The sequence below is a fragment of the Terriglobus albidus genome (assembly GCF_025685425.1).
GTDB lineage: Bacteria > Acidobacteriota > Terriglobia > Terriglobales > Acidobacteriaceae > Terriglobus > Terriglobus albidus.
The window spans coordinates 144,027-166,251 of record NZ_JAGTAS010000054.1 but is presented as its reverse complement, the minus strand read 5'-3'; the positions used below and the strand labels follow the sequence as shown (position 1 = coordinate 166,251).

Genomic DNA, 22,225 nt, shown 5'->3' with positions numbered 1-22,225 from the left:
AAGCTGAAAGCCCGAATTCCGCAAGAGATCAGATGCGTCTGATGATGCAATCTCTGCTTGGAGAGCCTTTTAAATCTCGGCATCGACGTGGAATTGCGCGCGCTGTCGACGCGAACGCCACCCTAGCAACGGTACGGTTCACTGGGATTGCGTGCTCTTGCGGAGGAGGTTTCCTCCCCGCTTCGACCGCCTGCGCGTTCTCCGCTTCCACCTCTGCGGGGCCTGTTCCTGCCCCGCAACGCCCGCCCCTATAAATCCTGTGCGCTGACACGCACGAACACGGAAACCAAACCTTCCCTGAGGGCGCTGCCCTGGCGCAGCACAAGGGTTTCCCAACAGTCTTCCGCGCTTCGCTTGTGCAGACCGTCGCTGCGCTTCCGCCCTCCGCTTTGCTCCGGGTGGGAGATACCCCTCCCTTGTGCTTTGCCGCCCCGCCTTCGCCAGGAGGCGTTCGGCATGTACATGCCGCGTTTCAACGCGGACGTGCAAAAGCCAAAGGAGCAAACACAATGAAGACCGCAAACACCATCGACAGCAAGAAGCCTGCCCAGAAACAGGAACTCATCGCCGCCAACATCAAGCTGCTGATTGAGCAGTTAGAGGCCGGACACTCCGATGCCCTCACCAACTACCTCACCGCCATGAGCCGTTTTCACAACTACAGCTTTGGCAACGTGCTGGAGATCGCCCGTCAGATGCCTACAGCAACCCGTGTTGCCGGATTCTGGACATGGAAGAACCTCGGACGTTCCGTGACGGCTGGACAAAAGGGCATCCGGATTCTCGCTCCTATTGTCGGCGTCCGCCGCAAGAAGGATGACGAGGCCGAGAAAGATATCACCACGCAGAACACCCGCGTACTGGTGGGTTTCCGTAACGCTTATGTCTTCGATATCTCGCAGACGGAAGGCGTAGACCTTCCCGAGATGGAACGTGTCTCCGGTGACGTTGGCGAGAACATCGACCGGTTGGCTGCCTTTGTCCGCTCACGCGGCATTCAGCTTGTCTACAACGAGGGGATTGCACCCGCCCTTGGCGTGAGTTACGGCGGACGAATTGCCATCCTTCCGGGGCAGTCAAAGGCCGAGGAGTTCTCGACGCTCATTCATGAAACGGCGCATGAACTGCTACATAAAGCAGAGCGGCGCACAGCAACGACGAAGGCAGTACGCGAAACCGAGGCCGAAGCGGTGGCGTTCGTGGTCGGCAAAGCCCTTGGCCTGAAGACAGGTACGGCTTCCGCTGACTATATCCATCTCTATCACGGCAACGCTTCTCTGCTAGCGGAGAGTCTGGAAGTCATCCAGCAGACGGCCAGCGTGATTCTGGCAGCATTGGAACCACCGGCAGAAGACGAAGAAGAAACAGCCACCGAAGCGGAACTCACGGCGGTGGCGGCATGAAATCCATACTCGAGATCCTTCAGAAGGCTGGCGGCTGGCGCCCCAGCCTCTACCTCAAAATCGAGAATCCTCCCTATCTGGAGCTGGTCATCGAAGGGCTAGATGAATCCGGTCCTCTTGGGCTTCCGGCTCTCTCCGTCGCTCATTATGGTCAACAAAACGGGGACTCGATGCGCGATCCGGAGATGTGCTTCGAAATCGGCTTCGTGGGCGGTCCTAACCTCGATCCGTACTACTACCGCCAGGACTATCTCGGCATCGAGCAGTGGAGCCGCAATATCGTCCGCGATCACTACCTATGCCTCACCGCGTTGCACGAGCAGCATCTTCGCTTTGCTCACGCGTGGGATAGCAATCTCCGTTTCCAGGGCTTCGCCGCCGTCTTCACCGACAAATGCATTCTTGGGTAGCTGTCTATAGGGAAACCACAAATCTACCGAAGCACGGGAGACGAAAGCGCTCCCGTGCTTCCTTTTCGGCAGCCGGAAGACACCCTGCGGGTTTCTCCCGAACCCTCTTCCGGCCACTTGCGGCGGTTGGTTGCCCTAAGTCAATCGACTTGTGCTGTGTGCTACACCTCTGAAAGCCGCTAGAGCGTATCGACGAATTCGAGTATCCATACTCTTCACCGATGGTGACTTGGGAATGACGTCGTCCGTTGTCTTCATAAAAGGATGCTTGACAAGTGAGCAAACGGCGATGATGCTTGCTCTACAGCTACAAAAAGAAAGATTTTTCTCTTTTTCTCCTCCTCTGTGTGCAATCGAAGAAGGGTTGCTCCAGAAAAATGAAGATCGTCGTTCGCCTTGCGCTGTTCCTCTGCCTTGTTACATCGGTATTTGCTCAAAACACTGGCGTTGGTCTCTACCCCTTTGGCGCCTATGACAGCAAGGGGTTTGACACCGTCAATATCGGCAATCTTAATACCCACTTCGAGCTTCCCATTGTCAGTCGTCCGGGACGCGGCCTTGCATTTAACTATTCCCTCACATACGACGGTCTGATCTGGTCTCCGCAGGGAAATGCCTGGCTGCCGGACCAGCAATGGGGATTCCACGGCAATGTCGGTGACGGCTTCATCGGTTTTCTCTCGTACTCAACCTCGACGGCGTCCTGCGATTTATATGGTGGAGGCACCTATCCGGGAACGTACTATACGAATCTTGCTTACCACCAGCCGGAGGGCATCGTTCACCCATTTAACTACGAGCTGAAGCAGTGCAGCGGTGGCGCGGCCTCTATTGTTGATGGTGACGGAACGGCGACCGATGGATCCGGATACTCCATCGACAATACTTTCGTGATTCATACCCCCACCGGAACCACGATCGACGTTCCGATGAGCGCGAGCGGTTCGGGTTCAATCACGGACAGCAACGGCAATACGATCTCGGTGAATGGAGACGGAACATTCATTGACACCCTTGGTGTCACAGCGTTGACCATTTCAGGAAGCGGCAATGCGGGAAGCCCTCGTTACTTCACCTACCCCATAACCCGCCAGGCCAATAGCGCGACGTCCGCGAGTGTAAAGGTCACGTACCGCACCTATACCATTCAGACGAACTTCCAATGTTCGGGAATCAGTGAATATGGCCCGACAACCGTTGACCTTGTTGACACCGTTGAATATCCAGATTCTTCCGCCGACAAGTACTCCTTTCAATACGAAGACACAACAGGTGTTGGAGGAGCGGTGACAGGTCGCTTGAAGTCCGTCACGCTGCCCACCGGCGGAACAATAAGTTACTCCTACACTGGCGGCTGCAATGGGACCGGCATCTCCTCTGATGGCAATCCGGTGGTCCTCACCAGAACCACCACGTCCGGATCGAAGACTTTCACGCGAGCTATAACTGGAGCCGGTACTTCAAGCACAGATGTTGTCGACGAAGCCAATAAGCTCCGCTCCTTTGAGTTCTCGGCGAATATCCAGGGCAATCTTCCATATGAAACCCGGCGGCGCATCTGGGACGGATCGAGTAATTCGGCGACACCTTTGATGGAAATGAGTACAAGTTTCTCTTTGGGTGGGCCAAGCCGGAATCCATTGCTTCGGCGCGTAACGACAACGTCCTACAACGGCGGTTCCCAAGTCTCCGTGCACTATAACTATGGTTCAGATAGTGTAAGTCTCGCCAGTTGGTTTAGTTTCGACCCAGCCACGCCCAGCGTTATGCTAGAAACCTGGAATTACAGTTACGGATCGGCTAACCGAATGACAAGGGCAGCAAGTTCTTCTGGAAGCAACATCTTGTCCGAAACTGATTATCACTACGACGAGACGTCGGCTACCCCTACATCTGGACTCCCGCAGCGCGGGACAGCAGAATCAACTCCGGGAAATCTCACATCCTCCTCCGTATGGGCAGGTGGTTCAACCTACATCAATACCAGCTACACCAATTACGACACGGGTGCTCGCAAAACCACTACCTTCAATGGCCTGGAGACGGACTACTCCTATGACACGACCCAAGCTTTCGTGACTGGGACGAGTACACAGACGTCCGGCAACTCGGCTGTCAGCTCACTTTCGACTTCGAGCACCTACGACGCATCTTCGGCTGCCCAGCTCACGTCTACGGGGTACAACTCCGGGCAGACGACGGAAATAGTTCAATATGACGCGCTGATGCGTCCAAAGGACGTGACGACTCCAGGCGGTGGTGAGGTTCTATACACCTATACGCCAGGAAAAATTACGGTACAAACAAAGCTCAACAGTTCAGACTGGTCCACGCAGGAGACCTTCTTTGACAGCTACGGACGACCGGTACGTAACGCTGTGAGCAGTACTTCGTCAAACTGGTATCTGACTGATTCCTGCTACGACGCCACTGGCCACCTGCAGTCTACGAGCGCGCCCTACTCTTCCTCCTCCGATGCTGGAAGCTCGCAGTGCACCTCCAACAGCACCGGCTACACGTACGATGGCCTCGGTCGTGTTCTCACACTTCTCGGGCGGATGGTTCTTCGGTATCAAATACTTACTGGTCGCGCGCAGTTCAAAGACAACTCAATCCCGGAAAAGGGACCATCACGCAATACGATCTCATCGGGCGTGTTAAGGAGGTCTGCGAACTCACCGGAACAACCTTCCCGAACTCAGGCGCACCCTCCGCCTGTCCAACCGACATCGCGGGAACAGGCTATAACACGCACTACGACTATGACGATGTCAACCACAAAGAGACGATCACACAGGGCAGCCAGACACGCGTCTTCCAAACCGACGCCGCCGGCCGCGTGATTCATACGGAAGAACCAGAGCGCGGAGTCACTGATTACAGCTATTCCTACAATTCAACTGGTTTAGCGGTGACTCGTACCCGCCCTCGTGCGAATCAAACGGATCCAAATGTGAAGACCACGGCGACGATGCAGTACGACGCACAAGGGCGCCTGAATTCGCTCATCTATGATGACGGAAAGACCCCCACTAAGATCTATAGCTATGATCAAGCGACAGGATGGGGCGGAACGAACCTAGGTTCGTCGAAAGGGACGTTGACGAATGCACATGCTTCCATCGGCGCGATATGGATGGAGAGCGAATTCCTCTACGATTCCGCCAGCCGTATAAGTATCATCGGGCAATGCCTGCCTGACTGGTGTGGTAATTCAGCGCACGACGTGTGGCGGGCTTATTCGTATGACCTCGCGTCGCGACTGACCCAGGAATCATACACAACTTCAGTCGGCTATTTCCCGGTGCGCTACGGCTACAATCTCGCAGGCCAGTTGACTTCGGTCAATGGGGGGCAGAACGACTCCACGCATGCTGACCTGATCTATAGCGCTGCTACTGCAAATCCGTTTGGAATTTCGACGTTCGATTTTGGCAATGGTTTGAAGGGAAACAACCACTTCGAATCAAGCGGCCGGGTGAGCGGCACATACATCTGCGCTGGAAGTTATTCCGTTGACTGCGCAGGAGGGAGCAGCGAGCTGTATGGATTTTCCTCTGGCCCAGTTGGGGCACAAGTAAATTGGAGATGCGACACCATCGAAGGCAACTGTCTCGACTACACGTATGATGAGTTTGGACGCTTGAAACACAGCAGTTCGTCAGGGACATCCATCTCCGACTATTCCTATGATCGTTATGGCAATCGCTGGCAGCAGACCTCTTACAACGGTGGTTTGACCACGGCTTTGAGTTTCAACACTGCCAACAATCAGATCAATAGTTCCGGCTATGTCTATGATGCTGCCGGAAATCTCACCCAAGACCCAAATCATAGCTATCAATATGATGATGACGGAAAACTGCTATCGGTTGATGGCGGAGCAACCGCATCGTACATCTACGATGCATTCAATCAGCGGGTAAAGTTTGCGGACGTAAGGGGGATCTATCGGTGCGGGTTCGATCTGTTCTCCCGACTAGCTACGATTTGGTACGATAACGGCACCACCGCTCTGTCGCAATACTATGCAGGCGATTCCCCGATAGCGTATTGGCTCGCGATGGACGGTCATATTCACTATCAACATCAGGATCTTGTGGGCACGGAGCGGGTGCGGACCAACAATTCCGGAACGGGCGCCGAAGCTCAATTCCAATCGGCTGAATTCGGGGACAACTATACGACACCGTCTGCAGATACCAACCTTCCTCACTTTGCTGGTACCGATCATGACTTGGGACAGGGAAATTTCACATTGGAACATGCTGTGTTTCGCGAATACGCTCCTTCCTACGGGCGCTGGATGAGTCCAGATCCCTACGATGGCAGCTACAACATCTTCGATCCCCAGAGCTTCAATCGTTACAGCTATGTACGGAACAACCCCCTCGCAGCAGTTGACCCATTGGGGTTGAAAACTTCCTGGAGATGTGAACCAGTTGGCTTTAGCCCAAATCCGAACTCACCTGGGCCTGTTACTTATGAGGTACAGTGCACATTTTCCTACGATATGGATCCGTCGACGGATAGTCCTCTGGCTGCACCTCCGGATACGCTTCCGGATACAGGTGGCATGTGGTTTGGAGGTGCGACCGCACTCGGAGGAAATGGAATGGGTACCGGAGGTGCCCCAAGTAATGGCTTCAATAAGCAGGCTTACAACACATGCCTAAACAAATTCAACCAGACAAGTGTAGGTAAGGTTGTAAACTTCTTCAGCTTGGCATCCCCGCTCCTTGGACCTGAGCGACTCCATTCGGCCATAGGAGATGTTGGTGGAAGTGCTCTGAAATATGGTGCTTATACGGGCCTCAGATATCTAGAAAATAACAGCACGCAGGTCATCACCGCCTTGGGGAGCGGTTTAGTGGCAGATATCATGCACTACGCGGTGGCGGATGTCGTCGCTCCGGTGGCTGCCGTTTCAACAGGCGTACAGGTCGGAGTCCACGCAGCATGTGCGGCTTACTCCACGCCGAGTCTACAACCATATCTTCCACCTACGTTTTAGGGTATAAGGAGGGCTGATCGAATGGGTGGCTTCGTACTCGATATTGCTCTGATGTTTCTCTTCAAGAGTGTGTTACGCGCTATACGGTTCCTCAAGAGCTTGCGATGGAACCGCAGCACAGCCACTGTCTTGGACTCGACAGTCATAGACCCGGACATAGGATGTCCAAGCGTGAAGGTCCACTATCAGATTGTTGCCAATGGAGGCTCACAGCAGGGAGAGGACGACGTGCCGTTCTTTCTGCGTAGATCAGCCAAGAGTTATGCTCTGAATTTCTCAGAAAACCGAGCGGTTGTCGTTAGGATCAATCCCGCCAATCCTAAGGAAATGCTTTTTGCCCCCTCTGATCAGCATCGTTAATCCTTCCTTCGGGACGCCGCATTGATCCAGATTCCATGAGAGCCAGAGCAGGAACTTCCGCGGGTATTCCCACGGGACGAATCTCCGCCCCCGCCGTTCATGTTGCCGCATCTACGGAAAAGTGGTTGGCCCTAGTCCCATGGCTATCGCACAAGCTTATTCTCAGTCGCAAAATCAGCTATGGCAGTCATCAATCAGATCCACTGCTGTTGAGAAGGTAAGAAAGCCGATGCATCGCTGGGCGATGCGCTGCTACCTTCTAATGACAAATGCGACTCACTGGAACAGTTGGCGAAGAAATGAAGGCTCGCTTCATTGGAATGCGGCTCTCCAGCCCTCGCTCTACGGTTGCACATACACATCGCCACATCGCTCTTGGACTAAAAAATTAGCCAAACCTGCACAAATGTCCTGCACAGTATCTGCACAGTCGTAATGTGGCTATTTAACCTCTTCCAAAACAATTAGATACCGAAATCAACTCACACCTACGGGATGACAAATCAGATAAGCTCAAACATCATACGCATCGCAACGAGGCGACCTTGGAAGATCACTCGCATCTGAAAGCCACGCTCAACACCTGGCAGCTCTGGGGAATTGCTGTCGGCCTCGTCATCTCCGGCGAATACTTCGGCTGGAGCTACGGCTGGGCCAGCGCCGGTACACTTGGCTTTCTTCTGGTCACCGTCCTGGTCGCGACCATGTATGCAGCCTTCATCTTTAGCTTCACCGAGCTCACCACGGCGATCCCACACGCCGGCGGTCCATTTGCCTATGCACAACGCGCCTTCGGAGACACCGGTGGTTACATCGCCGCTGCAGCCACGCTGGTGGAGTTCGTCTTCGCTCCGCCTGCCATCGCGCTGGCCATTGGAGCCTATCTTCATGTGCAGTTCCCCGGCCTCGCTCCCAAGCACGCCGCTGTACTCGCCTACCTGCTCTTCATGGCGATCAATATCCTCGGCGTCCACGTCGCTGCCAGCTTTGAGCTGATGGTGACGGTGCTCGCCATCATAGAGCTGCTGGTCTTCATGGCTGTGGTTGCTCCCGGCTTCCACCTGACGAACTTCCTCGCCCATGGCTGGGCCGGTCACGATCACCTCACACCACATACGGTCGTCGGCATGTTTGCCGCAGTGCCGTTCGCTATCTGGTTCTTCCTTGCCATTGAAGGTGTAGCAATGGCGGCAGAAGAGGTAAAGCGACCGGCACGCTCCATTCCCATCGCTTACATCGGCGGCATCGTCACGCTTCTGATCCTTGCCTTAGGCGTAATGGTCTTCGCCGGTGGAGTCGGCGACTGGACCGTGCTGGCCAATATCAATGATCCGCTACCGCAGGCGATGAAGATCGTCGTCGGCGGCAGCAGCGGATGGTTGCACATGCTGGTCTGGCTCGGGCTCTTCGGTCTGGTGGCTTCTCTGCACGGTATCGTCTTCGGCTACTCCCGCCAGATCTTCGCCCTGGCCCGAGCCGGCTATCTCCCGGCGTTTCTCGGCAAGATCCATCCACGCTTCCGCACACCGCATATCGCTATTCTCGCCGGCGGAGTTGTTGGTATCGCGGCGATCTATAGTGACAACTGGATCCAGTTCGGCGGGCAGCCGCTGACCGCCAACATCGTCACCATGTCGGTGCTGGGAGCGCTGGTGATGTACATCGTCAGCATGCTCGCCCTCTTCCGCCTGCGAAAGAGCGAGCCTGCGATGGCACGCCCCTTCCGCGCTCCGCTCTACCCGCTGCTGCCCATCTGGACTCTGATCGCAGCAGGCATCTGCCTCGCAAGTTTGGTCTACTACAACCGCCTGATCGCCATGCTCTTCGCAGCTCTGTTAGCTGCGGGCTACCTCGGCCTGCGTCTGGGATGGTCGAACCGAGCGAAGCGCGAGAGCCGCGACCGCATCATGCAGGAGAGGTGATACGGCCTTTATGACTTCAAAGTGCTGAAGGCGCGCTCTATACCAGCCTGGGCTGCAGGCCCAGGTTTGAGATAAGAAATGAGGAGAAGGGCTGAAGGCCCGCTCTATAGGAGGATCGATAGAGCGGGCTTAATGTTTATGGATCGTGATCGTTTCCCGGAACCGGTCAACCTGCAACCATTGTCTGAACTGCGTCTTCCATGCGCGAACGTCCCCGCTATTGAGTAGGGTAAGCCGCGCTCTGCGGCTTGCTCTACCCAAACAACTCCCGCTCAATAAAATGCAGGTCGTTCTTATTGAAGTAGTCCTGCGACCAGGAATCATCGGTGTAGAGAAATAATCCCTTCTGCGCCGCTGCCGCTTGAGCAGATTGCGGCTGCGCCGCAAGCAGCGGTTGGGGTTGAGGCGTCGATACTGGTGCGGCGGTCTTCGGTTTGCGCGGTGCCATACGGGTCTCCTTCCGGTTATCAACCTACTTTAGGGTCTTCTCCGAAGCATTCCTGGTTGTTTTCTTTGCAGCTTTCTTGATGGCCTTCTTCGCCACTTTCTTCGCTGTCGTCTTTACCGCAGTTTTTTTCACGGTAGCTTTCTTAGACGTCTTCTTTGCAGCTTTCTTCGTGGCAGCTTTGATCGTCGTCTTCATCGCCGCGTGCGGCTTCTTGGGATTGGCGTAGCGATTGAGGAAGCTATAGTGGTCCACCAGCAGCAGCGCCTCGATCGCAAAGGCAGTGGCTACATCGGCGTCGTGAATCTGCAGCAGGTTGTCGCCGTTCTGCTGCTCGCCTCCTGTGGCCAGATTGGAAGATCCGCAGTAAACCACCGGATCGTCTCCGTTCAGTCCGCAAACAACGAACTTGTCGTGGACCTCGTGTCCCGGTGGTGTCGGCACCTGGTCGAAGGGAGGCGGTAGCGTTGTCTTACCTGGCCTGCCCGTAACCAGAACACCGTTCGGAGAACCCGGTTTGTAAAGGTACGTGCCCTCGGGGGCATCGGAGATGCCGTAGCTGTAGAGCGTGCTTGTGTTGTGGATGGCGTCCAGCGTGTTGTAGACCGGGGTGTTGCTGCCGGTCAATTGCATCACCGCGAAGATGACGTTTCCTTTGTCTGCCTGCGCTTCGCTGGTGATGCGGTCAGAGATGGCGCTCAGCAGGCTCTGGGTGGTGTCGAGCGTATGTGGCGAGAAGGTGACGCTCATCTGCGGTACACGCCGGCCGGTGGGAGTAAACGGCTGCTCTGCCAATGGCGTGGCGGCAAAGGTCGAAGCAGCAGCCTGCGACTGATTCGGATACTGCTGCAGCAGCGTCCAGCTTTGCTCGAAGACATCTGAGTAATGCTGAGCCACACCTGGGTCGTCAAAGACCAGCACGTGGTTGGCGTTGACGTAGAGTCCGGTGACCGAGAAGTTCGTCGAGCCGGTTAACACCCGAATCGGGCTGCCGTTCTTCGAGAGGATGAAGATCTTGTCGTGCGAGTAGCGATCGAAGCATCCGCGCACCAGAGCCGCCGGCGCCTTGGCCATCGCCTGGAACTGTTGCGCGAAGGGCACCTCCAGCGGCGTGATCGTCTTGTGCGTCTTCGAATCCGTGTGCTGAATGTGCAGAGTCGCATCGTCCAGAATCATGCGGACCTTACCCTGGGCAGCCAGCTTCAGAAAGATGGTGACGATGTCCGGTTCATCGAGGTCGTAGGCAAAGACATCGAGCGTGAGTGAGTCATCATTTTCCACATCGCTTAACAGATCAAAGACCAGCTTGCGGGCCGAGGCTCCCATCCAGGCATAGATGTCGTTATAGGTGCAGGGTGTGCCCTGCGCATTGGTTCCGGCCTGCGCGGAGGTGTTGTACTGCAGGCCGCGATTTGCGGGTTCGATGCGTGTGGCTGTACCGAAGTGGTGGGCATACGCCTGCGATTGCATGTAGCCGCGTGTGAAACCAATCGTCAGCGCACCTTTGGCGAAGGGGCCGACGGGCACCTTAACCGTGGCCGCACGGCTGGAGTCGATGGGAAGCATCGTTCCGTTGCCATCGAAGAACCTGGGCGTGACCGTATAAAGGTAGTCGCCCGCCGGAGGTTGGGTGCCGCCATGCATCAGTCCAGGGAACGCTACCCAGCGGTACTTCTGGACGGGAGCGTTGGCTGTCGAGGTAGGGGGCTCACTGGCAACCTGCGCGTGATTGGCAGGAAGTGCGAAGCGCAGGTTGTTGGAGAGGTAATACGGCTTCGCGCCACTGGGCGGCTGGCAGTAGATGCTGAAACCGGCCAGATTTTTGGCATCGGCGGCACTTGCAAAGTTAAAGGCCAGCAGAGTTTTCGAATCGCCGATATAGGCTTTGACAGAGAATGAACCTTTGGTTGCGGTAACGACTGCCATCAACTCCTCCTCAAGACAGGCAGACACATCTATACAAGCGGGCCGCTACAAACAGATGAATACCGTGAACGCGGACAGTGTAGCATCGCGTCCGGCTTCGTCTTCATGCGCTATGTGAATACTTGACGAGGCCGGACCGGTGGGCCATAGTGGGTGGAGTTCAAAACAGACCTATATAAGTTGCCGCCGTGTTGTGGCAGCTTCGCTACGGGCCCTCCCCTTTCTCCCTGATCTCTTGTATTCCCGGCAGCCTTGAGCTGTGTCGTCGTCCTTATTTGTCCAAGAGAGAGCATCATGTCAGATTCGTATTCTTCCCAGCCGAATGCACCTTCCCTCGATTCCGATCAGCAATACCGCAAACGGCTTGCGCAGACCGCGATTGCGATGTGTTGTGGAGACGCCAAACACCCGTGCTGCCCTGAGATCGTCCAGCTTCTCGAAAGCGGTACCTATGCCGGCACGGAAGACGCCCTTCGCGGGGAGTTCCTGGATGAAGCTGCACTGATCCGCAACTTCCAGTGTCACCCCGATCTGCAATCGAGGATCGCTCTGCTCACGCAATACACGCCCGGAAAATGGCTGCTCGAGCAGGAGTTCAAGGCCCGGCTCGATCCAAAGGATCCAGGCAAACGCCTGATTGATCAAGCGGACACGACGACCGATGTGTACGAACGTGCGAAGACGGTGCGCGACGTCGGGGTATGTCTCTCGGGCGGAGGCATTCGCAGTGCGACGTTCAATCTCGGCGTTCTCCAGGGGCTGGCGCAACTGCAGAAGCTGGGAGAGATTGCCTACCTCTCCAGCGTCTCCGGCGGCGGCTATATTCATCAGTTTCTGGCGTCGTGGATCAAACGCGAGGGACTCGGAAGTGTGCAGCAGAAGATGGTTCCCATTCCTGCCGTGGGCTCCGGACGCGTGATTCCGCCGGAGCCTATCCGCTGGCTGCGCCGTTACTCGAACTATCTATCGCCTTCCGTCAGTCTCTTCGGAGCCGATGTGTGGACCATCTTTACCGTTTGGGTTCGCAACATGCTGCTCAACCTCGTGATTCTGATCTCCGCCATCATGGTGCTTCTGCTCTTGCCCCATGTCGCAGTGACGGAGTGGGTGGTGCGCAACCTTGGTGTCGGCAGTGTAGGCAGCCTCACGGTCCGTGTGCTGATCTTTGCGCTTCTTGCGGGCGCCGCACTTTGGGCGGCCGGAGTGCTCTGGTATGCCTTCCCGCGGTTCTGCGATGCCGTTACAGAGGCCGATAAGAAGACGCGGAAGGCTTGTTGCGGTGACCGCACGCACCCATGGCACGTGCATGCGATTGTGACTAGCTGGCTGTTGCTCGCAGTCTGTGTTGCACCCGTGGTGTACAAGCTTTCGGTGCCAGGCGGATCACAGTTCAGCAGGCGGGCCAATCGCGCTTATGCGCAGTGGCCGAGACCGCAGTCGCCCTCAGACCGGGTGATCGTCCAGACGAACTCCGATACGACCAAGGCCGAGTGGACCATCTGTAAAGACCGCGGGGATAGCTGCAAACCTGCTCCATCACAGAATGATCTGCGCCTTGCCCGCGCCTGGTCTGACTACAAACCCAAGTGCAGTGTCCCAGCGGTGCTCAAGGCTAAATGGATTCCGTGTGAGGCGACCCATCAGGCGTACGTGGATCGCCACCTCATTACGCCGGAGGCATCGCGGATGGACGAGTCTCCTTTGATCTGGCTCTACGACGTCTTTCCGGTGTTGTGCATCCTCTTCTGCTTAGCTATCTGGACTGCGCACAAGGAATCGGCCACGGCTCGGTGGAAGGCCCTCTCCCTTCTGTTTCCACTCTTTGGCGGTATCTTCTGCATCGTGCTGCTTTACGGCATTGGGTATCTGTTCTTTGTGGGAACCTTCCTCGTGCATCAGAAACTGATTGCCTCGCTGGGCATCGCCGTTCTTCCTTCGTTGCTGTTGGCGGTTCCTTTCATCTCGCTGGAGCTCTGCACCGGTCTGATGGGCACGCTCTTCGGCAGCGCGCAGCGGGAGTGGGTCGCACGGCTGCGCGCCGTCTCGGTGCAATATGGCGTGGTATGGTTCGCCTTGTTTGGCGTTTCGTTGCTCGGACGCTATGTATCGGAACTGATTGCACAGCAGGTGATTGTGAAGTATGCAGTCTGGAGCACATGGGTTGTCAGTACAATCTCGGGCGTTCTGCTGGGCAAGAGCCGTTTGACGAGCGGTAAGCCCAATGACGATCCTGATGCTCCAGGTCAGGGCGGTAGCTGGAATCCCGCTGAGCTGGTCGTCAAAATCGCCCCGCCTATCTTCATTGCCGGCCTGTTCATTCTGTTGGCCACGCTGATCAGTTGGTTACTTGAAGGTGGCGATCAAAAGGTGGTGATGGAGGTGACCTCCCGGTGGGCATGGCTGCTTCTGGCGATGGTGGCGACAGCATTCTTCTTCAGCAGCCGCATCGACATCAATGAGTTCTCGATGAACGCGTTCTACCGTGACCGCCTGGCGCGCTGCTATGCCGGAGCGTCGAACCCAAACCGCGTTCCGAATCGATTTACGGGTTTCGATGTCGAAGACGGCCGGCTGCGGGTCAGAGATCTGGTGCCTTCTTCCTGGGTAGATCTCAACAATCAGCCCGGCTCCTATCAGGGGCCATTCCCCATCTTCTGTACCGCCCTCAATCTCACCACCGGGCGCGACCTGGCGTATCAAGAGCGGAAGGCGGCCAGCTTTGCGATCACGCCGCTCTACTCCGGATACTCGACCGGTTGGACTGACGGTACTGACGAGAAGCTGCAATATAACGGCTTTGTCCCCACCATCGCTCACATCAAATGGGGCAAGGGCATTACGGTTGCAAGCGCCGTCGCTATCTCCGGAGCAGCGGCTTCGCCCAACATGGGCTTCCATTCCAGCAAAGCGATGGCCTTCCTGATGACGGTCTTCAACGTTCGCCTGGGCTGGTGGATCAGGAACCCGCGCCGCTCTGGAATTCCCGATTATCCGCGTAATGGACTGGCGCAACTGGTCAAAGAGCTTTGGGGAGTGACGAACGATACCGCAGGATATGTGTATCTCTCCGACGGTGGCCACTTCGAGAACATGGGGCTTTATGAGTTGCTGCGCCGGCGCTGCCGGACCGTGATTGTCTGCGATGCAGAGGCGGATGGTGCACTACGGTTTGAAGGTATTGGCATGGCGATTCGCAAGGTACGCCTGGACTTCGGCATCGAGATCCGCATCACCAATACGGTGGATTATCCGGCGCCCGAAGGAGAACGCGCAGCCGCCGATAAAGCGCCGGCAAAACCAAACGAGAGTAAACCGCTGCAGGTTGAGATCGTCGAGCCTACTGTCGATGCTACCGCCCCCTCACCTCCGGACCAGCACCAGCCTTCGGGGGCGGAAGGTCTGCTCAAGTTCAAACATTTTCCAGGCAATCTGTTTCACGCGTTGGAGGCAGATATCTACTATCCCGAAGACAAGAGGGGCGAGCCCTCCGGAAAGCTGCTCTATCTGAAGAGCACTCTCACGGGTGATGAGCCGGCGGACATCCTGAACTACCACCGTGTGCATCCGGCCTTTCCCTTTGATACGACTCTCGATCAGTTCTTTAGCGAGTCGCAGTTTGAAAGCTATCGCCGGCTGGGCGAACACATCATTCTGAAAAAGGAGATTCAGGATTGGGTGAAAGAGCATGTGCAGTAGGAGTACTTCGCTAAATCTCGATTCTGCGATTTGTTTGTTTTAGCTTTTGTCTTGCTTAAGGGCACGGCTTCAAGCCGTCCCCTTAAGCAAGACATTCGCGCCATTCGCCGAACGCCGTGGAGGGAGCGGAAGTAAGAGAATTTAGGGTCACGCCCGCTGCTCCCATCCAGGAAGCAACCAAATAAAAATCTCCTGTTTTTTCTCGCGTGGTAGGATGATCCCGCCGTAGATCTCATGCTGCCGTACTGTGGAGGGATTCATGGGTGTGCCCCTGACCAAGCGAGCTCTTGCTGAGTTTTTTGGAACGTTCTGGCTGGTTTTCGGAGGGTGCGGCAGCGCTGTATTGGCTGCGGCTTTCCCGTCTCTCGGCATTGGCTTCGTTGGCGTAGCTCTTGCCTTCGGATTAACCGTCCTCACTATGGCCTTCGCCATCGGTCATATCTCCGGCTGTCACCTTAATCCCGCGGTTTCGGTGGGATTGGTTGTTGGCGGCCGCTTCAAGATCTCCGAGCTTCCGGCCTATGTCATCGCGCAGGTTTTCGGCGCCATTGCTGCCTCGGGCACGCTCTACTTAATCGCCAGCGGCAAGCCGGGATTCAGCCTAGCTGGCGGCTTCGCGTCGAATGGTTATGCTGATCACTCTCCGGGCGGTTACTCGCTGCTGGCCTGCCTGATTGCAGAAGTGGTGCTTACGGCCTTCTTCCTGCTGGTGATTCTGGGCTCTACCGATGAACGCGCGCCGAAGGGCCTTGCACCGATCGCCATTGGTCTCTGCCTGACGCTGATCCATCTGATCAGCATTCCGGTGACCAACACCTCAGTCAATCCCGTGCGCAGCACCGGCCCGGCGATCTTTGTCGGAGGCTGGGCTCTCGGTCAGTTATGGCTCTTCTGGGTGGCTCCTATCGTCGGAGCGATTCTGGGCGGAGCGATCTCGCGGACCTTTTTCGCTCTGCCGGACGAAGAGATTGAACTGGACGTATCGGCAGCTCCAGCCAGTCTCAGCCAGGCTGGCGACTAGAGCATTTTCCCTGTAGGTGTAGTCCAGCGCATCGCATCTATGGGCGTTTTCCGCAATGAAAACGCCGCTGCACGCTCCTTCCGGGATACCCAGCAACAGGGGAAATGCTTTCGAGCCGGTGGAGCAGTAGCGGGCCATCCGCAGTCCATCACGTACGGTGTGATGGACTGCGAAGGACTGTTGTAGCGGCTGTCTAGTTTTGGCCTTTGGTTCGCTGGGGTGAACCATTCGAGCAAAGCTCGAATGGGGTGGGAGCCAACAAACGCGGGCTGAACCCCGCGTCTCCCACCCGGGTCAGCCATGTTCTGGGCTGTGCAGATCAACCTAATTTGTCGAAACGACTCAGGCCTCTATTCAATGGGTACTTCGTGGACTTCGCGTTTATATCGCCGGCGCTCCCAGCGGAACGAGATCTCATAGCGCTTATCCCGTCGCGGCTGGTACACAAGCGCCGGCCGGAAACATGCCAGGCATCGTCCACCTTTGCGTCTGACGCTTGGGTAATAAATACCGTTTGATTGCATCTTCAGAAGTCGCACTGCGAGTTTCTGTGATTCCGCATAGCACTCTGGAACAGGCTCAGCGGCGAGGCAATCCTTATGGTCGGCCGCAGGCTCCAGTGCGTGAAAGTCGGCGTGAAAGTCCGCGAGCCAATCGTCATAGGTGGACGATTCATAGGGCGGCACACCATCGGCTGACTCCGGAACTACGATCTCCGCCAGACGTTTCGCCTTGTGATGGCCCACCTCGTCCAGTGAGGTTTCGACCTTATCCGCGGCATACCAGGCTCCGCGGGTCGAGTCGTTAAACCTCGATCCTGTCGGACTTGGATGAAGGTAGGCGGCGCGGATGATATGGGCATTTGGGATGCCGTAGACGAGCTCATAGGTGCTGATGCCGATAAGACCGGATTGTTCGCCCTGAATGCGATCATTCGTGGCGCCGTCGAGCCGGATGAGCTTTTCGAGCATCGCGTCGTCGTCCGCAAGATCGCCGAGCACGGTGCCGCTGTCGCTATAGCGGGAGGGGATCAAGCGATGCATGCCGTTCTGGTTGATCCGCCGGAGGGGTGGGGTCACTGCCCGCCTCGCCAGGCGTCGAGCATGCGACGGACGTCCAGCATGCCGGGCATGCCGCGCTGGATCATATAGGCCAGCGGGGTCCGGCCGGAGAAGAGCGATCCGCGATTTTCAAGCGTGATCCAGCGATCTGCCCACGGCTTGCCGAAGTAGATGTGGAGCGCTTTGTAGATGCCAATCAACAGCGAGATACGGGTGAGCGTGTCCTGGTCGAGCGTCCGCCTGGGGTTGGTCTTCCAGGCATGGAAGGTGGAAGAGGCAACTCCACCCAGCAGAGCGCGCGACTGTTCCTCGTTCAGATCCCACTTTTTGCGGAGATTGAGAAAAGCCTTGATCGCCGCGGAGGAGAGCTCCGCACGCTCAGATGGATTGCCGAGATCGGCGCCGGAGTCAAAATCATAGCCCGCGATTCTGGGAAGAACGAGTGCTGTGGCGGTTGCCATACTTTATCTCGCTTTCGAGGAAAATTATTCTCGAATTCGAGCTTAAAAGCAAGGCACCTTTCTCAGCATGCTTAGCAATAGACCTGAGGCTCGACTCTGGCCACTGGCGCCAGGCGATGAGCAATCATGCGGCGGGCGCGCATCAGGCGGGACTTTGCGGCGGCGTTCGACAGGCCATGCTTGACGGCCAGTTCTTCGACCGGAAGCTCCTTCACAATTCTGTCCTTGGCGACGCCCTGGAGGATCATGGGGAGCTGGCCGATCGCTTTGTGCAGTCGCTTCCGCGCCTCCCGATCGAAATAATGTTCTTCCGGTGTCGGGCAGTTGGCTACCAGGTGCAGGACCGGTTGGTTGGATTCATTGCCAAGCAGGTCCTCCAGGGCGAGGGTGGGGTGGCGTCTCTTTTTCCTGAGCTGCATCAGAGCGGAGTTGATCGAGATGCGTGTGATCCAGGTCGCGAAGCTGGCTTCACCACGGAAGGTGGAAAGCTTGCGAAAGGCCCGGAGCATGGCGTCCTGCACGGCGTCTTCAGCATCCTCAGAGTTCTTCAGGATACGTACTGCCGCTTTGTATGCCATCCCTTTGTGCCGCTTCATCAGCTCGCTCCAGGCCGAGAGATCTCCGTTGCGGCTTAGCTCGACGAGCTCTTCCGAGTCGATGGTTGTCTGCTGCGCGATCGTTCTCTGCGAGGAAGAAGCCTGCGGCAGTTTCGGGGTCGCTCTCTGCTGAGCAGTGGTTTTGTGCTGTAAAGGGGCCAACGTCGATGTGGTCACGGAAATCCTCCAGGGGGATCGTTCTTGCAGGTCCGTATCAGTCCCGATGCTTTGAGGATGGCAGAGAGGAAAGCAGTGTCACAGCTACTTTCGGGGGAGGTGTCCCGCCCTACTTCAGGGGATAGGAGAGTGCCCCGTTGGATAAAAGCTGTATTTCTCGACTTCGTTCGGAGCGACAATTATGCCATGTCGGATCAACGTGAAGAGTGGAGGGACGAATCATATCCGAACGATTTCCACACCAGGAACATTCGGCTTGAGTCAGCCTTAGCAATTTCTGCTCTCCCCCCGGCCGGCATTGCAGCTTACTTCCGTCTGCACCCCGAAGTCGCCAACGATCTGCTCCTTGAGTCTTGCGACAAACGGTTTAGTCCGTCCTCATTCATAACGGAGAACAATGACGGCTTCACTGTCGGCTGGTACTCCTTGGGGAAGGGATACCAATGCACCAGACAATTCTCTGATTTGGCAGATGCTGCGACCGACTATCTTTTGTTTTCGCTCGGAAAAGGCCGATGGAAACCGTAGAGAGTTGGAGATGAAAGCGCGGTCGAATAGTTCTGCTTCTGAGCCTGATTTAGACCAACAAAGCTGCCGCGCATACACGATTCCGGCCTTCCGCTTTGGCGCGGTATAGAGCAGTATCGGCCGCGTGCAGCAGGCGAACGAAATCAGTGTCCGGCATCCGGAGAGCCGTGGCCACGCCACAGCTCACGGTTGTCCACAAACCGATCTCGGGCCGGGCGACAGGCTGTTTCGGGGCGGGTGCTCCGGCGGTGTGCACCATCATGCGGGCACGTTCCGCAACAGAGAGCGCCGTCATCAGATCGGCGCCGGGCAGCAGGAGCACAAACTCTTCGCCGCCGTAACGCGCGGCGAAGTCGCCGTGGCCACGCATGGACTGCTGCACCAGTGCGGCGACGCGGCGAATCACCGCATCGCCGTAGAGGTGTCCCTGGGTGTCATTCACCAGTTTGAAATGATCGATGTCGATCATCACCGCCGATAGTGGTTGTCCGGACTCTGCCGAGCTCTGCCACAGCTCTGGCAGGCGGCGGTCAAAGGCCGCACGGTTGGCCAGTTGCGTCAGGCTGTCCAGATGCGACAGCACCTCCAACTCGCGATTCAATTGTCCCAGCTCAAGATTCAGTTGGTTGAGCTCGGTGTTCTTCAGGTCATTACTCTGCTGAAGAAGATAGGAAAGGCGTTCATCCCGTTCCAGGCTGTAGTTGGCAAGCAACATCATGCCGGCGCAACAGGCGGAGATACTGCCCAGCCCCAGGGTTCCAAAGAACGATGCGGTCCAGTTGATACGAAGAAATACGATGGAAGTGACGATGTATGCCACGGAACAGAACAGGGCATAGCTCCAGCGCAGGCGCATCACGATATTGGTGATGAGCAGCAGCAACATCAGACTTGCCTGCATGTGGGCGAGCAGCGTCTCTCCCGGACCGGAATAGAGATAAAAGAAGCTCCCTGCCGCTACACCCGCTACTGCAATCACGGTGATGCCGCGGACGAGGCGGCGCGGATTGAGCCGCAGAAACAAGGAAGCCGCCGCTGCAAGAAGCGGGAAGAGAAGCAGACGAAGATAGCCGGAGGTACGAATGCGGCTGGGGATGGACCGAAGGTCATCCAGAAACAGAAATGCATTGAGCAGCGCCATCAGAAGCATGGCATACGACAGACGGCGGGAGCGCATCTGAGAGACATTCTTCTCGAACCGTGTTTCCAGTTCCGGAACAAAGCGCATGCGCGCGAGTCTGTGCGACCGCAAGTAGTCGATCTGTTCCTGAATCGGTTTGTTGAGTCGTCGAGACTGGTCGCTGGGCATAGCAGTACCCGCTTGATTTGCATCGGCAAAATAAGATCAAACCTGAGTAAGATAGGGGAAATAACTGTTCAGAAGCCACAAACCCACTATTTGTGAACGTCCTTTAAGAACGCATCGTAATGTTTACGAACAGGAGCGGCCTTGCTGCGGAGATCATTTGCCGAAAGGACGGGGTGGAAACGATTATCGGCAATAGGATCTCTGATCGTTATGGTTGCGTTCTTGTTTCGGCATGATCTGTTTCCTGACACGAGGCGTTTCGGTCATTGGTTTTGGATTGAGATCTTTGGTATTTTTCTGTGGGGCTTAGGGCAGTTGGTTTATCGGTTCTCACGTGGTGGGAACAGCGAGCTCCCTGATAAGGCATAAAAGTAGAAGGCTTTCGGCCCTTCGACGAAATGGTGCCGGAGTGGTCCTCCGGCGCCATCGTACTGCTTACTTCGATTCCAGAACCAGCACCGTCGCAATAGGATCAAGCGCCTTCTCCGGCAGGGAGACATCGAGCACTCCCTCTTTCTGCGTAAACTTCAGCGCCTTGTGGCCCGGGTCTGCCAACAGGTATGCCTTGGTGACCGTACGCGGAACCTTTTCTACGTGGAAGCTGCCCTTGGGCCAGGCGAAGAGATGGATGTAGATGCGGTTGGCCTTGGTGGTCGAGCGCCACTCCCACGCGGGAACAAACTTCGGCTTGGCATTGCCTTCCGCCGGAGCAAACGATCCTGCCTCCGGTCCGAAAAGCGTCGCCTTAGCTCCATAGATCGCCTCGCCATTGACGGCCAGCCACTTGCCCATGGCATGCAGGCGCTCGACCTCGGGCTCAGGAACCTTGCCCTGGGCATCCGGTCCAATGTTCAGCAGGTAGTTGCCACCCTTGCTGGTGATATCGATCAGGTTGTGCAACAGCGTCTCGGTCGACTTGAAGTTAGTATCGAACGACTTGTAGCCCCAGGTGTCGTTGATGGTCATGCACGACTCCCAGTCACGGCCGGGATACCCCTGTGCCGGGATGTACTGCTCCGGAGTCTCGGTGTCGCCCTTGTATCCACCGCCCAGGCGGTTGTTCCAGATCAGCTTGGGATACTGGTTCAGTACTTTTACGACTTCAGCAGCGCGCTCCGGGGTCATCTTGCTGGTCGGCGTATCAAACCAGATGATGTCGGGAGCGGTCTTGTAGTTCGAGAGCAGCTCTTTGATCTGAGGGATCGCCTTGTTCTTCAGGTAGTCGTCAAAGCTGCCATCCTGCGCCGCATCCCAGTGACCGGTCTCCTTGTTATGGTTTCCGCGAACCGCCGCCGCGCCACCGGGAGCGGTCCAGTCCTGCGCCTGCGAATAGTAGAAGCCGAGGTGGATGCCTGCCTTATGGCACTCTTCGGCGAGCTCGCGAAGAGGGTCCTTCTTGAACGGAGTAGCGGCGACGATGTTGAATGGGTCGGTTTTGGAGTCGAACATCGCAAATCCATCGTGATGCTTCGAGGTAATCACGATGTACTTCATGCCCGCATCCTTGGCCAGTGCGACGATGTCATGGGCGGAGAAGCCGGTGGGATTGAAGTTGGTCGCGAACTGTTTATAGTCAGCGACCGGGATGGAGAGATCGTTCATGATCCATTCCCCAATGTGAGTGGTGCGCTGACCATGCCACTCACCCGCGGGAACGGCATACAGTCCCCAATGGATGAACATGCCGAACCTTGCTTCACGCCACCACGCCATGCGGGCATCATGTTGTGCCGGAGTCTCCTTGTCCTGGATGGCAGGTACGGAATGGGGAGTGGCGGACGATTCGATCGTGTGCCCTTCCAGTTGGCCGTATGCGGATACGGAAGAGAGAACACACGCGCCAAGCGCCAGGCGCAGGACAAAAGAGTTCATAGGTATCATCCTCATGGTTGAGCC

The 22,225-nt window shown here is 56.5% G+C and carries 14 protein-coding genes; 7 read left to right on the top strand and 7 right to left on the bottom strand.

Annotated elements, in window-relative coordinates; all coding sequences use genetic code 11:
• Positions 1-509: 509 nt before the first annotated feature.
• From OHL21_RS13670 to eat, 5 genes are all read left to right on the top strand, one after another.
• On the top strand, positions 510-1,403 hold the full coding sequence (locus tag OHL21_RS13670; RefSeq protein ID WP_263417839.1) for an ArdC family protein: 894 nt from the start codon (positions 510-512) through the stop codon (positions 1,401-1,403).
• Positions 1,400-1,813, top strand: coding sequence for a DUF6908 domain-containing protein (locus OHL21_RS13665; RefSeq protein WP_263417838.1), 414 nt, complete (start codon positions 1,400-1,402; stop codon positions 1,811-1,813). Before OHL21_RS13670 ends, OHL21_RS13665 begins: the two co-directional genes overlap by 4 nt.
• A gap of 377 nt (positions 1,814-2,190) precedes the next feature.
• A complete protein-coding gene (locus OHL21_RS13660) occupies positions 2,191-4,656 on the top strand; it encodes an RHS repeat domain-containing protein (RefSeq protein ID WP_263417837.1) in 2,466 nt (821 codons plus the stop codon).
• A gap of 110 nt (positions 4,657-4,766) precedes the next feature.
• Complete coding sequence (locus OHL21_RS13655; RefSeq protein WP_263417836.1) at positions 4,767-6,827, top strand: RHS repeat domain-containing protein; 2,061 nt, start codon at positions 4,767-4,769, stop codon at positions 6,825-6,827.
• Positions 6,828-7,732: 905 nt separating this feature from the next.
• The gene (gene eat, locus OHL21_RS13650; protein ID WP_263417835.1) at positions 7,733-9,109 is read left to right on the top strand and encodes an ethanolamine permease; all 1,377 of its coding nucleotides are present in this window, start codon (positions 7,733-7,735) and stop codon (positions 9,107-9,109) included.
• A 253-nt stretch (positions 9,110-9,362) separates the two neighbouring features.
• Here eat and OHL21_RS13645 read toward each other — a convergent pair whose 3' ends face one another.
• Complete coding sequence (locus OHL21_RS13645) at positions 9,363-9,557, bottom strand: hypothetical protein (protein WP_263417834.1); 195 nt, start codon at positions 9,555-9,557, stop codon at positions 9,363-9,365.
• A 24-nt stretch (positions 9,558-9,581) separates the two neighbouring features.
• Positions 9,582-11,480, bottom strand: coding sequence for a phospholipase D-like domain-containing protein (locus tag OHL21_RS13640; RefSeq protein WP_263417833.1), 1,899 nt, complete (start codon positions 11,478-11,480; stop codon positions 9,582-9,584).
• 294 nt (positions 11,481-11,774) lie between these two features.
• Here OHL21_RS13640 and OHL21_RS13635 point away from each other — a divergent pair, with 294 nt between their 5' ends.
• Positions 11,775-15,176 carry a voltage-gated chloride channel family protein gene (locus tag OHL21_RS13635; protein WP_263417832.1) on the top strand — a complete coding sequence of 1,134 codons (3,402 nt, stop codon included), beginning with the start codon at positions 11,775-11,777 and terminating at the stop codon, positions 15,174-15,176.
• Between the two features lie 259 nt (positions 15,177-15,435).
• A complete protein-coding gene (gene aqpZ, locus OHL21_RS13630) occupies positions 15,436-16,197 on the top strand; it encodes an aquaporin Z (RefSeq protein ID WP_263417831.1) in 762 nt (253 codons plus the stop codon).
• 350 nt (positions 16,198-16,547) lie between these two features.
• Here aqpZ and OHL21_RS13625 read toward each other — a convergent pair whose 3' ends face one another.
• The 5 genes from OHL21_RS13625 to OHL21_RS13605 all read right to left on the bottom strand — a co-directional run bounded on the left by OHL21_RS13625 (position 16,548) and on the right by OHL21_RS13605 (position 22,201).
• Entirely contained in the window at positions 16,548-17,276 is a 729-nt protein-coding gene (locus OHL21_RS13625; RefSeq protein WP_263417830.1) for an RES family NAD+ phosphorylase, read from the bottom strand.
• Positions 17,273-17,719, bottom strand: a complete 447-nt coding sequence (locus tag OHL21_RS13620; protein WP_263417829.1) for an MbcA/ParS/Xre antitoxin family protein — start codon at positions 17,717-17,719, stop codon at positions 17,273-17,275. Before OHL21_RS13620 ends, OHL21_RS13625 begins: the two co-directional genes overlap by 4 nt.
• Positions 17,720-17,790: 71 nt before the next feature.
• Positions 17,791-18,492, bottom strand: a complete 702-nt coding sequence (locus OHL21_RS13615; RefSeq protein WP_263417828.1) for a sigma-70 family RNA polymerase sigma factor — start codon at positions 18,490-18,492, stop codon at positions 17,791-17,793.
• 577 nt (positions 18,493-19,069) lie between these two features.
• Entirely contained in the window at positions 19,070-20,272 is a 1,203-nt protein-coding gene (locus OHL21_RS13610) for a GGDEF domain-containing protein (RefSeq protein WP_263417827.1), read from the bottom strand.
• Between the two features lie 492 nt (positions 20,273-20,764).
• On the bottom strand, positions 20,765-22,201 hold the full coding sequence (locus OHL21_RS13605; protein ID WP_263417826.1) for an alpha-L-fucosidase: 1,437 nt from the start codon (positions 22,199-22,201) through the stop codon (positions 20,765-20,767).
• Positions 22,202-22,225: the final 24 nt, after the last annotated feature.